Raw genomic sequence first — 14,050 nt, forward strand, 5'->3', positions numbered from 1 at the left:
TGTTTTATAAGATTTAATCATATACACCCCTGCCTATATTTTAACACAATGAAAGGAACCTGCGAACAGATTCCTTTCCATTTTTTTCTTAAGTTTATGATGTTGAGTTCAGCTGGTGGTTTCTCTTTGATTTGACAAAGGGGCTTGTGATACCGCTCTAAAGGGTGGCATCACAAGCTCCCAATTCTCACGCGCCTTCATTATTCGCCCTGCTCACCGACTTCTTCCTATGCTTCTTCGCCTCATAAAGCTGCTGGTCTGCAAGGGAAATCACCTGCTGGATGTCTGTTGAAATATTTGGGCGGAACTCGGCAATTCCAAGGGAAATCTCCACCAGGAAGGGCTTGCCGGATTTTTCATTAAACAGCTTACATGCCATCTTCACACGCTCCCGGAACTTCTCCCCGAAGTCGGCTTCCTCGCATTCCAGCATGATAATATATTCATCACCGCCCACACGGCCCAGAATATCATTGCTGCGCAGACATCCCTTTAATATTTCGGCAACACTCCTAAGGGCAAAGTTCCCTGCCGGATGCCCCCAGGTGTCGTTAATCTCTTTTAAGTGATCCAGATCACCGTAGATCATATATGCCCGCTGGCCATTCCCAGCCTGGCAAACCCGCCTGGTGTGCTCCATAAACCCGCGCAGATTCAGAAGTCCGGTCAGCTCATCATACTCGGAAATAATACCAAGAACGCGGTTTTTCTCCTTAATCTCTTCTATATCCCTGGACATCTCCAGCCGTCTGGCCGCCTCTGCCTTGCTTATCTCCAGATAATGCAGGGACAGACCAATCTGCAGGCTAATCACATAGAAGAACGGGAAATCCTCCTGGTCAATGTCACAGGCCAGAAGTCCATACTGCTTCTCCCCGGAAAAAAGAAGAAAGACCATAAACTGGTGGCGCTCTTCGTTCTCCATCAGATCACAGATTCCGTTTTCCTTCATAACCAGAGGTCTTTCATAAGCCGCCTTGGTAATGATCTTGCCATTCTCATAGCTGGCAGCAAGATGAAGGTTATAAGGGCAGGTCCACTTCCGTTTGCCATCGTAGACAATCGGTTCATCCAGAAGAAAAAGATGAGTACATCTTGTATGAAGCTCCCGCATTTTCTCCATAATTTCCTTCAGAAAAGCCTGCTCGTCATCCATGCAGTCGTTTAAATCCCGGGCAAGAACCGGAATAAACCAGGATTTCCTCTGGAAACTGATCAGCTCCAGCTTCATTCCGGCAATGGTCTTATTCAGCCTGTGCACCTGGGCACCAAGCCCCATGGGTGTCTCTTTCTTCGAAACATCCTCTGACACACAGCCGCAGGACTCTCTTTTTACAAAAGAAACCGGCACGCGTCTGGATACCGCTTCTTTTCCGGGATCTTTTCCATCCAGGCGGTTTACCAGATCGTAGACTGCCATTTTACCCATAAGCTCTCCGTCCTGCTGAATTGTAGTAAGGGGCGGTTCCATCCCGGATGCACGCTCGCAGTCATCAAATCCGGTAATCATAATATCCTTGCCAACCACAAGCCCACGCTTCTCGCAGACACGATAGCCGGCAAAAGCCATCTCATCATTGGCAAATACAATGGCTTGGGCATCCGGGTTGCTATCCAGAAGGTATTCCACCTGTTTGTCCACAAACTCGGAATAGTCCCCCTGGGCAATCATTCCAGGGGTTACAGGAAGCCCATATTTCTTCATGGTTTCCAGATAAGCTTCCTTACGCTCAATGGCATCTGTGTTATGCTCCGGTCCTGCCACGAACAGGATTCTGGACAGATGATGCTCTTCCACCAGATGAGAAATGACCATCGCAATACCACCTTTGTTGTCACAGATCAGGGAGTGACAATTGGGCACATCCACGACTTCTGTAAGAAAAACCGTGGTGATCCCATTATATTTCCGGGCAAATTCGTTGGGATCAACCTCCCGCAGCTGGATTCCCAGTGTTCCATAATTAATGATCAGACCATCCAGTCCGCCGATCAGGCTGTAGTCATGTATGGTATTAAATTGATAGTCATAGGAATTTTTCTGTTTGCTGCCCAGGACATCTTCAAAAAAGTCCTTCGTCCGGGTTCCCAGGAAAAAACAGACATTTACATCCAGCTCTGACGCCGCCTCAGAAATCCCCTTGATATGCTCTTTTGGAAAATAGGTATGCACTCCTCCGATGAGAATTCCAAGATTATACCTCTTTTTTTCTTCCATCTTCACACCTCTCGCTGCAAAAATTTGATATTTTTTCTTTCTCCTTCATATCGCACTTCATCTGTTTTTCACGTTCTTTTTTATCCAAAATCAGCTTTTGGCTTTCGTCTATTATAACAATGTTTCCTATAGCATGTAAAGTCGCTTTTGTGAACTTTCGCTAAATATGTGAATATTTGAGCCCTTCATTGCAGTGCAGATTTTTTTCTGGTATACTTTAGACATCAAGCGCACATCTGTAAATTAAAGCAGTAAAGAATTGGACTTTATCGGTTATAGAGGCAGCTTGCAGGAATGATTTTCCAAACACACTCTGGCGCTTGATAGGAAGGATAAAAAAATGGCAATTAACCCCATGAAATTACTTGAACTTAAGAACCTGTGGAACGCTTTTACAAGGCGTCACCCGAAATTCCCACAATTTATTTCCGCCGTACAGCAGGCCGGCATTTCCGAAGGAACCGTGATCGAAGTTCAGATCACCACACCAGATGGCAGAACTTTCACTTCCAACCTGAAAGTACAGCAGGAAGACATCGAAGCTGTGAAAAGTCTACAGAATTACCAGTAAATATTTGGCTAAATTTCATCTGGATTTTACAATATTTTTGCACAAAAAAATTGTATTTTTATCGAAAATATTGTATAATATAGCTTAACGCATTCCTGTTTGCAGATACATTTCCGCGAACAGCAGCCTTAAAGAAATGAAAGTGAGGGTTCACCATGAAACAGAACAGTATGTTAGCAATGATTCTGGCAGGCGGTCGTGGCAGCCGTCTTCACGATCTTACCAACAAAGTGGCTAAACCGGCAGTTTCCTACGGCGGTAAATACCGTATCATTGATTTCCCCCTCAGTAACTGTGCCAACAGTGGCATCGATGTAGTAGGCGTACTGACACAGTATGAGTCAGTTGAGCTGAACAGTTATGTTGCAGCCGGCGGACGTTGGGGACTGGATTCCAAGGACAGCGGTGTATATGTACTTCCGCCTCGTGAGAAAGCAGACACCGGACTCGACGTATATCGCGGAACAGCCGACGCGATTTCCCAGAACATTGATTTTATAGATCAGTATGATCCGGAATACCTTCTGGTACTTTCCGGTGACCACATTTATAAAATGAATTATGACAAGATGCTTGCCTTCCATAAAGAGAGACAGGCCGATGCTACCATCGCCGTTATCGAGGTTCCTCTTAAGGAAGCCAGCCGTTTCGGTATTATGAACACAGATGGCGAGACAGACCGTATCACCGAGTTTGTTGAAAAGCCTCCGGTACCTGAGAGTAATCTTGCCTCTATGGGTATCTATATTTTTAACTGGAAGCTTCTTCGCAAGCTGCTTCTTGCAGATATGAAGAACCCGGATTCCAACCATGACTTTGGAAAGGATATCATCCCTACTCTTCTTGGCGATGAGAAGCGTCTTTTCGCTTACCGCTTCAAGGGCTACTGGAAGGATGTTGGAACCATAGATTCTCTCTGGGAAGCAAATATGGATCTTCTCAGCCCGGATAATGAGCTGGATTTAAGCGACCTTACCTGGAAAATTTACACCGAAGATGTAACCGCACTTCCGCAGTATATTGGCACAGAGGCCAGGATCCAGAACGCTTACATAACCCAGGGCTGTGTAATTGAAGGCGAGGTTACCAATTCCGTAGTCTTTACCGGAGCCAGGGTGAGACCAGGTGCAAAGGTAATTGACAGTGTACTTATGCCAGGTGCTATTGTGGAGGATGGTGCTGTCGTAATACGTGCCCTTGTTGCCAATGGCGTAAACATCGGCAAGGGTGCTCTTGCAGGAAGTGCTGACAGTGAGCACATCGAGCTGATCGCGAAACGAGTAAAGGGGGCCGAATAATATGTATAAAGCATTTGGAATTGTAAACTCATCATCCAGAAACATCCGTGTAGAGGGACTTGAGGACTACCGTCCAATCGGAGCTTTCTCATTCCTGGGCAGATACCGTATGGTCGACTTCCCGATTTCCAACCTGAGCAACAGCGGCATTGACCGCATTCAGGTCTACGTGAAAGAGAAACCAAGAACTCTGGTTTCTCATATCGGCACCGGACGTCATTATAACATTAACTCAAAGAGCGGACGGCTGCAGGTTCTTTTCACTGACAGCGACCAGAGAAACAATATCTATAACACCGATATTGCTTCCTATTACGAAAATATGGAATGCATCGAAGAAATGCATCATCCATATGTGGTAATCACACCAGATTACATGGTTTATACTGCTGATTTTTCCAAGCTGATCGAGCAGCATATCCAGTCTGAGGCTGACATTACCTTGCTTTATCACGCAGTAGACAATGCGAAGGATGCTTATCTGAACTGTAATATCCTGAATCTGAACAAGCAGAAGGGTGTGCTCTCCATTGAGCCAAACCACGGAAATGCCAAGAACCGCAATATTTTCATGGACACTTACATTATGAAGAAGGATCTGTTTATCGAGCTGATCCGCAAGGCAAAGGCAATTTCTTCAGCCTTTACTCTTGCAGACATTATCAATGAGCTGCATAATGAGCTGGATGTAAGAGGAGTTTCCCACCGCGGCTTCTTCGCTTCCATCACAGATTTCCAGAGCTATTACAACGCCAATATGGATCTGATCGATATCAAGGCTGCACAGACACTTTTCGATCCGGAATGGCCAATTTATACCCGTACCAATGATTCCTGTCCGACTCACTATTATGAAACCGCCCAGATCCGCAACTCTGTCGTTTCCAACGGCTGTCAGGTGGAGGGAACCATTGAGAATTCCATTCTCGGCCGTGGCTGCATTATTCACAAGAATGCCGTGATCAAAAACAGTGTAGTTCTTTCCGGTGCTGAAATTGGTGAGGGCGTACATGTAGAGAATCAGGTAGTAGACAAGATGGTCAAAATCCTTCATGTGAAGGAGGTTGTCTCAGATCCGGCACTTCCTGGATACATTAAGAGAAGAGATATTCTGTAAATATTGCATTCCAGAACCTGTTTGGAAAATCAAACACACTTAGGAAAAACAAAAGTCCCGAGCGGTTTTGCCCGCCGGGACTTTCTTCTTATATTCTTACCTGCTCCAGCATTTCCTCTACCCTGCCTGGTATACTGGTACCGGCAGTAACAAGCTTCAGCTGCACTCCAGGCAGCTCCGGAAATCTCAGGGCCTCTACTCTTCTGCACATTTCCTTCTGGATTTCGGAAAGCTCCTCTTCCGTAGCCTTAAAAAATACTGTCACAAAATCATCGCCGGAATATCTGAGCACATCGCCTTTACCAGCCGCAACATCCCGAAGCACACCTGCAACCTGGCGCAGCACATCATCTCCAGCCTGATGTCCGAAATTCTCATTGATCCTTTTAAAGTTCTTAATATCCGCAAACATAAGAGCTGCTGCATTGTCCATTTTGCTCAGCTTCTCCACATAATAGCGTTTATTATAAACTCCGGTTACCGGGTCTATATAAACCTTTTCCTTATGAATCCTTACAGATGACAAGATCTCATCCCTGGAATACCCATCGGGCATAAAATCACCATCTATCCTGGAAGCCATCTCCAGACAGCAAGGCTTCCCGTCAATCTCCACATACATGGATACCACCTGATACGGATCCTCCCCTGCAATCTCAAGCTTTGTCATGCGCTTCCCGGTCTGCATGCTGAGTCTGGAAATACAGTTGCTGCATTTTTCCAGGCAATTCCATATGTCTGAGCAGGCAGTTTCACTCTCCCACATTTTTCCGTCTTTTTCTATATGGATAACCTTATTCGTTATAGGATCTACATATCGGACCAGATCATAGGAGATCTGCAGGTACTGAAGCAGAAGCCACGCTTCCGTTCCATCTGTGGAGAAGCCGCATTTCTTAAATCGGTCATAAAAACTGGAAAATTCTGCGCTGCGGTCTTTTTCCAGGACTTTCAAACCTTCCTCCCGGACGTTTTCCATAACCATATAGTCATCCGTAATATCTGTCAGCTTTCCAACAATGCCTGTATAGCCTTTTTCAGCACCATCAGTCCAGATTACCCTGCATTTGCACCGGTAGTGGCAGGGATTTTTTCCATCTGTGAGAAAAAGATTGCTTACCACGTCCGGCGTTTCCCGGGTGGCCTGGGTAATCTTCCGGATAAGCCGTTTCAGGGATTGCTCCTCCACAAGATCTTTCAGCACACCGCTCTGCAATGGAGAAAATGAAGGTTCTGTAATCCCGCTTCGTTTACAGCCAGCCTGGTTAAAGGTGAGTAGCGGCGGTGAAATGGTATAAGTAAAAATAATATTTCTGCTGCCCTCCGCCAGGAAATTATAGCGCATTCTCTCAAATTCCAGCTGCTGCACAATTTTCTCTGAGGAATCCATCTCAAAATCGTGAAATCTGCTAGCAATATCAGAAAGGTCTGTCTGTTCATACCTTTCCTTGGATTTATAGCCCATTTTTTTCTTCAGGGAAGAAGAAATATCCAGAAGGCACTCCAGCATCAACGGATTAAATGCACCGCACTGTCCTGCCAGTATCATCTCGATGGCCTTCTCATGGGAATAAGCATCTTTATAGCATCTCTCACTGGTCAATGCGTCATATACGTCAGCTAACGCCACAACCTGTGCTGAAACAGGGATTTCTTCCCCTTTTAATCCATCCGGATATCCGCCTCCATCGTAGCGTTCATGATGCCAGCGGCAAATCTCGTATGCAGTCTTGACAAGAGGCTCCTCCTTCTGGTCAAGCGGCAGTTCTGACAGCATATTGGCTCCTGCCATGGAATGTCCCTTTATTACTGCAAATTCTTCGGCTGTAAGTCTGCCTGGCTTATTCAGGATTTCATCCGGAATACTGATCTTGCCAATGTCATGGAGCGCAGAGGCTGTGGTAATCATCCGGATCTGCTCCTTGCTCAGGGCATATCTGTTATTTTCCTTCTGAACCAGCTGGCGAAGGAGCATTTCTGTGATTGTCTGAATGTGCAGCACATGAAGTCCGCTCTCCCCATTGCGGAACTCCACTATATGAGAGAGGATATTGATCATTAGCTTGCTGCTTTTTTCTCTCTCGTAAATCTGATTGGAAACAATACTGGTCATTCGGCGCTGCTTGGCTCCAAGAAGTATGGCATTGGCCGAACGGCGTAATACCATATTTGCATCAAAGGGCTTTCCGATAAAATCAGTGGCTCCCAGATCATACCCACGTTTTATGTAAATAGGTGAATTTTCTGACGAAATAATCACAACCGGAATAGCATCAATCCAGTGTTCTTTATTCATATAAGAAAGAACCTCGAAACCATCCATGTGGGGCATAACAATATCCAGAAGAAGCAGGGAAATCTCCTCGGCCTGCCTCTGAAGGCAGTCAACTGCCTGCACACCGTCGTTCACCTGTATGATATCATATTCCTCTTCCAGAATTGCAGCTAAAAGTTCGCGGTTCATTTCTGAATCATCCGCTATAAGAATCTTTTGTTTAGTTATAACTTCACTCATTTTATAATTTCCCTCGCTGGTGCAGGTACCCCCCCCACGCCAGTTTCCGTTTTACTGTTAAGCTGACAGCTTTTATAATATGGGTGCTATCATGTCCTGATATTTCTGTCGTTTCATGTGAATTTTTCTTCGGTCTGAAATTCTTAATTTGTTTTGGAAATTTCAACAGAACTGTCAAGATTTAATTATCGCAGTGCAGGTATCAGAAAGCTATCGTTCGCGGACTGGTCAATAGCTGCCTAAGTTCTTTCCGATCCTAACTTTACCTATATGAGTTTAACAGTCCGCCGCATGAATGTCAACCATCTATAACTTTTTTTGTCCAGAGGATTTACACAGCTTTGAAATACCGTTACAATAGTTGTATTTGAAATATACTGATCACTGTTACCAGGAGGTTTTTTATGGAGATTACAAGACCTGATTATTATAAAGAGTTTTCCTGTATTGCAGGTGCCTGTCCCGACACCTGCTGTGCCGGCTGGCAGATCGTCATTGACGACAAAAGCCTGAAAAAATATAAGCGTGTGAAGGGTACTTTCCGGAATCGCCTTCATAATGATATTGACTGGAAGGAGAAGGTTTTCCGTCAGTATGAGAAGCGGTGTGCATTTTTAAATGAGGACAGCCTTTGCGACATCTACAGCGAGGTTGGAAAACGAATGCTTTGCGACACCTGTCGGAAATATCCGCGGCACATTGAAGAATTTGAAGGTCTGCGGGAATATTCCCTGTCTCTTTCCTGTCCGGAGGCAGCCAGGATTCTGCTTGGCAGAAGGGAAAAGGTAACCTTCCAGACAGCGGAGGTTCCCTCCCCGGAAGAAACTTATGATGATTTTGACTATATGCTTTTCACTGCCCTTGAAGATACCAGGGAATACTTTCTTGAGGTGCTGCAGAACCGGCAGATTCCCATGCGGCTTCGTATGTGGAAAATACTGGCTGCAGCCAGTGATTTCCAGCGCTGTGTAGACCGGAACCAGCTTTTCAAATGGGAAGAGATCCGGGAGCGCCATAAAGCCTCCGGATATGGCGAAGCCTTTACTTCCAGGGTGCAGAAGCATATGAATAAAAAGGCTGCGCCAGATGAACTTCTGAAGACCATGTGGAAGGCGGTTGTTCCCCGAATGGAGGTTCTAAGACCGGGTTGGCAGAAATTTCTGAAGAAAAATTTACAGGCGCTTTATAGCAGTGCAGAGTCTTCCGGTATCTCCCCCGCTTCTGTTTACTCTCAGAACCGGGCTGATTTCGAAAAGGCTTACCCGGACTGGAATATTCAGGAAGAGCAGCTACTTGTGTATTGGATTTACACATATTTCTGCGGTGCTGTTTACGACGGCGAAATTTTCGCCAAGGTAAAAATGGCTGTGGTCTGTACCCTGCTGATTCATGAGCTGGATATGGGCGCTTACCTGAAAAATGGACGGGTGTTCTGTCTGGAAGACCAGATAGATATTTGTTACCGTTTCTCCAGAGAGCTGGAGCATTCAGATCTGAACCTGAATGCGTTTGAAGATTTACTTGCTGCTGATAAGCTGTTTGCTCTGGAAAACATGCTGAAAATCTGTTAGCAGCTAAAATTTTCGTTTGCAACTACAAAGGAGGAATCTTGCCATGTCATTACCAGTTATCATCCGCCCGGCATCCCCAGAGGATGCAGAGGCGCTTCTTTCCATTTATGCACCTTATGTAAAGCACACTGCAATTACCTTCGAATATGAAGTTCCCTCTGCAGAAGAATTCCGGAAGCGGATTGCACACACACTACAGCATTATCCTTATCTTGTAGCCGAACGGGAAATAAACAGCTCCGCACCAGGCATCAAGGATGAAGGGAACTGCAGTGCATGTACTGAAATTGCAGGCTACGCCTACGCAGGACCGCTCCACGCCCGGGCAGCCTATGCCTGGTCTGTGGAAACTTCCATCTATGTAAGAGAATCCGAAAGAAAATCCGGAATCGGCAAGGCGCTTTACGCTTCTCTGGAAAAAGCGCTTGCCGCCCAGAATATGACCAACCTGAATGCCTGCATCGCCAGTCCTGTAGTGGATGACGAATATCTAAACCATAACAGCATTCAGTTTCATCAGCATCTGGGGTATTCCATGGTAGGAGAATTTCACAAATGCGCTTACAAGTTCGGGCGTTGGTACAATATGGTCTGGATGGAGAAGATCATCGCCGATCACCCTGACAGACAGCCCGATGTGATTCCCTTTGCACAGATTCCTCCAGAGATTTACTGCTGATTTTAAATGCTTAACAGATTGAAAAATACTTCAATGCTGTATGCGGACTGTTCCCCCCTTAAATAACAGCTTATTAAAACACCCGGGAGCAAATACTCCCGGGCTTTTTACTGTCTTTCATATTCGGTTTATATCTTACTCTATCGCAGTCAAAATCTCTCCCACTGCTCCCACAATTCCTTCTTCCGGATGCATTGCGGTAAGCTGGGTGAGTTTGGCGGCGTTGGAAATCTTCTTGTCCAGAATTTCCATAATGGCTACTTTCTCCATGTATGGGATTTCAGCCTGGTTGAGAAGGTTGAATACCTGGGTTTTCACATCATTCTCACGAAGCTCCGGAGTTCCCAGAGTAATGATGATTTCAGAGGTTGCAGCGGTTTCCGGAACACTTACCGCCAGGCAGCCAAGTGCTTCATCGTACTTTTTAGAAGCTTCTACCCCTGTACCTTCCACTTCTACGGTAACCTCGGTGTCCTTCACACCCCAGAACTCTACAGTCCAGGTTCTCTTCTGCGGGATCAGTTCCAGCCTGCCCGCTGCCTTGTGGATGACGAAGCGGCCAATGCTCCACTTCAGATCCATGTCTGTGAGAACGCACTCGTCTTTCAGGTAAGCGTTGGACTCGTTGTCGTCTTCGTAAAGCTGGAAGCTGCCGTCTGCACCGCCGTATACACGGATGGTCATAGTTTCCGGATTTCTGGCCGCTTCCTGTCCAAAGATTTCCTCAGTCATCGGCACAATGGCACCTGCTTTCGCCAGAACCGGTATGGAATGAAGGTCACGATACATATCCATCTCTCTGTCGCCGGAGTATACCAGACCTGTGAAGAAATCAATGTAAGTACCCTCTGGCAGCCATACATGAGTCCTGGCTCTTCCAACGCCCTGGACAGATTTCTCCGTAACAGGCGCTACAATAAATGCGGTTCCATACTCATATTCATTCTTCACTGTGTAAGCCACCTGCTCTGCCGGATATGTGTAGTACATTGGCAGGATCAAAGGCGTGTTCTCTTTATATGCTCTGTAGTTCATGGTATACAGATACGGAAGCATCTGGTGACGGAGTCTTAAAAACTCCTTCATAACCTCACCGATCTCCATAGGGAACTGCCACGGTTCTTTTCCCATAAACTCATTTTTGCTGCTGTGCAGACGGTTAATTGGAGAAAATACGCCAAGCTGTACCCAGCGAAGTGCCAGCTCATTATCACGATAGCCAAGCATATGCCCGCCGATATCGTGGCTCCACCAGCCATATCCAATGTTAGAAGCTGTGCTGGTAAAATAAGGCTGGAAATTCAGGGACTCCCAGGTTACGATACTGTCGCCGGAAAATCCTACCGGATATCTGTGTGAACCAGGTCCTGCATATCTGGAAAAAGTAAGAGGACGTTTTCCACCGCGGGCATTGTCCAGGTAGTGATAGTGGTTCAGCATCCACAGAGGATCCAGACCAGGGACCTTCGTGATATTGCCCTGCTGCCAGTCGATCCACCAGAAATCAACGCCTTTATTTTCCTCTGGATGAAGCACACATTTGAAATATGCTTCCAGGAATTTGCGGCTTGTGATGTCAAAATCGATGGGAGCTTCGTGTTCGGTATCTACATCTCCCAGTTCCTTCGCCATAGCCGGATATGCTTCCTCGAGGCGCGGATTCCACCAGCCGGATGAAGGTTTACAGAGATTTTCATTCCATGGTCATGAAGCCAGTTCATAAAACGCTCCGGATCCGGATAGTACTTTTTGTTCCAGGTATATCCGGTCCAACCGCTGCCATATTTTGGGTCCACTTCCTCTACCAGGTGCCAGTCCATATCCAGAACGCCAACAGAAAATGGGATCTTCTCTTTCTCAAAGCGGGTTACAAGCGCCTTGTAGCTGTCTTCTGTGTAAGCGTAATAACGGCTCCACCAGTTTCCAAGGGCATATCTTGGGAGCATAGGCGTTTTTCCGGTGAGACGGTAAAAATCATTCAAAGCTTCTTTGTAATCATTTCCATAAGCGAAAACATAAATGTCCACCCCATCTCCTGTGCGCACCTGAGTCCAGCCGTTTTCATCCAGCACCAGAGAATGGCTGTCATCAATCTGAGAGCAGCCGCTTCTGGACATAATTCCCTCCTGGAGTGGGCATTCCCCATCTACCTCATCCAAAGTTCTTGCAGTTCCGCCAAGATTGTCACCTTTTTCCCCATAATACCATACTGCACCATAGGCGTTCTGACCGCCTACTGCGTTTAAGTTCAGACTGTTTTTGGTAAAAGGTCCGCCAGCGTAGGTGACGTGCATTCTGTCGGTGAAAAGCTCGAAGCCCTCGCCCTTCTTTTCCACACGGAAGTCTACCGGATCAAATTTACGGTTCCATACGACCTGGGTAGGACGGTCTTCGAATTTGCCGTCTTCCCTGTATTCCATTCGGATCAGGCAGGGAGTCAGCAGGGTGAAGCGGTATTTATCACCCTGGATGGTGTTCTCTGGTCTGCCAACTGGTTCCATCGTCCACAGATTATTCTCAAACATATATGTATCCTCTCAAACTCTTAAGGTTTTTAGTTGTTTCTATATACGTTTTCTACTGCTTTTTCAACCAGTAAAAACTGCTGCTACACTTTTCTTTCTGCCCCTCTGATTTGTCATGGGCAACCTCCTGAATTACAGATTCTCTCCGTTTGTTTCGATAATATTCTTGTAGAAATATGCGGAATCCTTCCAGATCCGCTTCTGTGTATTGTAGTCTGTATAAACAAGTCCGAATCTCTGGGAATATCCGTATGCCCACTCGAAATTGTCCATTACGGACCATGCGAAATATCCTGCCAGATCCACACCGTCCTCAGCTGCACGCTTGTAAGCGCCAAGATAACGAGCCATAAAATCTACGCGGGCCTGGTCGTGAACCTTTCCGTCCACACCTACCCAGTCATGGGAAGCCATGCCATTCTCTGTGATCATAAACGGCTTCTTATAACGCTCCTGCATAAATTTTGGCGCCCAGTACAGAACCTCCGGAGTTACCGGCCAGCCAATTGCAGTCTGTGGGAAACCATCGTAACGTGCTGCGCGGACTGCTTTTCCATCCTCACCGGCACGAACAGTTACGGCATTGTAAATGTTCTGTCCAAAAAAATCAAGTGGCTGTGAAATCAGCTTCATATCGGCATCTGTTACTTTCGGGAAAAACTGTCCAAATTCTTTCAGAATATCCTCTGGATACTGTCCCAGATAAACCGGATCACAGCAAAGAGCAACGTCCCAGCTGCAGGCTCCGATGGAGTTCTCCGGGAGACTGAAGTTTGCTTTTCTTGCGGCTTCAATATCTTCCGGCTTGTTTGTTTCCGGAACATAAAGGGCTCCACATGGTGCCATACTGATCTTTACAGGCTGTTTGCTGAACTCACGAAGCGCTTCTACTGCACGTCCATGGGCTTTCAGTACGTTGTGCCAGATACGGAAATAATCGGATGGGCCAACCTTCAGGCCTGGTGCATGCTCACCGGTCTGATATCCAAGGCCAACTATGCACTGCGGCTCATTGATGGTGAAGAAATTCTTTACTCTGTCTGAGAAATGCTCTGCCACTACTTTTGCATACTCGTAAAACCAGGATGGAGAATTTGGATTCATCCAGCCGCCCTGTAAATGAAGTGCGTATGGAAGATCCCAGTGATATAAGGTAACAAATGGCTCAATTCCGTTGTCCAGAAGTTCATTGATCAGGTTGTCGTAGTATTTCAGACCTTTTTCATTGACTGTGCCTGTGCCTTCCGGCATGATGCGCGCCCAGGAAAGAGAAAAGCGGTATGCTTTCATGCCCATTTCTTTCATGATCTGAACGTCTTCTTTGTAGCGGTGATACTGGTCGCAGGCTGCATCACCTGTCTGGTTCTCATAAATGTGTCCGCCGTCTTTGCAGAAAATATCCCAGATATTCAGGCCTTTTCCGTCTTCATAAGCTGCGCCTTCTACCTGATAGGAAGCGGTTGCACCGCCCCAGATAAAATCTTTATTAAATCCCATGGTGTAATTCCTTTCTCTATTATGTAGGGGAGAATTTTTCAAATGCGTGTTTCGATTCT

10 protein-coding genes are annotated in these 14,050 nt (G+C 46.2%); 5 read left to right on the forward strand and 5 right to left on the reverse strand.

Annotated features, from left to right (window positions below; all coding sequences use genetic code 11):
- Positions 1-187: 187 nt before the first annotated feature.
- The gene (locus DW904_RS14560) at positions 188-2,218 is read right to left on the reverse strand and encodes a GGDEF domain-containing protein (protein WP_118581921.1); all 2,031 of its coding nucleotides are present in this window, start codon (positions 2,216-2,218) and stop codon (positions 188-190) included.
- 340 nt (positions 2,219-2,558) lie between these two features.
- On the opposite strand from DW904_RS14560, the gene DW904_RS14565 reads away from it, so the two are divergent.
- The 3 genes from DW904_RS14565 to glgD all read left to right on the forward strand — a co-directional run bounded on the left by DW904_RS14565 (position 2,559) and on the right by glgD (position 5,204).
- A complete protein-coding gene (locus DW904_RS14565; protein WP_179988292.1) occupies positions 2,559-2,789 on the forward strand; it encodes a hypothetical protein in 231 nt (76 codons plus the stop codon).
- A 155-nt stretch (positions 2,790-2,944) separates the two neighbouring features.
- Positions 2,945-4,087: a glucose-1-phosphate adenylyltransferase gene (locus DW904_RS14570; RefSeq protein WP_118581924.1), complete on the forward strand. Its 1,143-nt coding sequence runs from the start codon at positions 2,945-2,947 to the stop codon at positions 4,085-4,087.
- A 1-nt stretch (position 4,088) separates the two neighbouring features.
- Positions 4,089-5,204, forward strand: a complete 1,116-nt coding sequence (gene glgD / locus DW904_RS14575; protein WP_118581927.1) for a glucose-1-phosphate adenylyltransferase subunit GlgD — start codon at positions 4,089-4,091, stop codon at positions 5,202-5,204.
- Between the two features lie 88 nt (positions 5,205-5,292).
- On the opposite strand, the gene DW904_RS14580 is transcribed toward glgD, so the two are convergent.
- A complete protein-coding gene (locus tag DW904_RS14580) occupies positions 5,293-7,719 on the reverse strand; it encodes a diguanylate cyclase (protein ID WP_118581930.1) in 2,427 nt (808 codons plus the stop codon).
- Positions 7,720-8,123: 404 nt separating this feature from the next.
- Between DW904_RS14580 and fliB the strand changes: the two genes are divergently transcribed.
- On the forward strand, positions 8,124-9,290 hold the full coding sequence (fliB, locus tag DW904_RS14585; RefSeq protein ID WP_118581932.1) for a flagellin lysine-N-methylase: 1,167 nt from the start codon (positions 8,124-8,126) through the stop codon (positions 9,288-9,290).
- Positions 9,291-9,333: 43 nt separating this feature from the next.
- On the forward strand, positions 9,334-9,969 hold the full coding sequence (locus DW904_RS14590) for a GNAT family N-acetyltransferase (protein WP_118581935.1): 636 nt from the start codon (positions 9,334-9,336) through the stop codon (positions 9,967-9,969).
- A gap of 135 nt (positions 9,970-10,104) precedes the next feature.
- On the opposite strand, the gene DW904_RS25740 is transcribed toward DW904_RS14590, so the two are convergent.
- From DW904_RS25740 to DW904_RS14600, 3 genes are all read right to left on the reverse strand, one after another.
- The gene (locus tag DW904_RS25740) at positions 10,105-11,601 is read right to left on the reverse strand and encodes a TIM-barrel domain-containing protein (RefSeq protein WP_347562160.1); all 1,497 of its coding nucleotides are present in this window, start codon (positions 11,599-11,601) and stop codon (positions 10,105-10,107) included.
- Positions 11,577-12,494: a TIM-barrel domain-containing protein gene (locus tag DW904_RS25745; RefSeq protein WP_347562161.1), complete on the reverse strand. Its 918-nt coding sequence runs from the start codon at positions 12,492-12,494 to the stop codon at positions 11,577-11,579. Before DW904_RS25745 ends, DW904_RS25740 begins: the two co-directional genes overlap by 25 nt.
- Positions 12,495-12,626: 132 nt before the next feature.
- Positions 12,627-13,991 (reverse strand): GH1 family beta-glucosidase, encoded by a 1,365-nt coding sequence (locus DW904_RS14600; RefSeq protein WP_118581938.1) that lies wholly within the window; start codon positions 13,989-13,991, stop codon positions 12,627-12,629.
- Positions 13,992-14,050: the final 59 nt, after the last annotated feature.

The sequence above is a fragment of the Ruminococcus sp. AM42-11 genome (assembly GCF_003480145.1).
Lineage (GTDB): Bacteria > Bacillota > Clostridia > Lachnospirales > Lachnospiraceae > Blautia_A > Blautia_A faecis.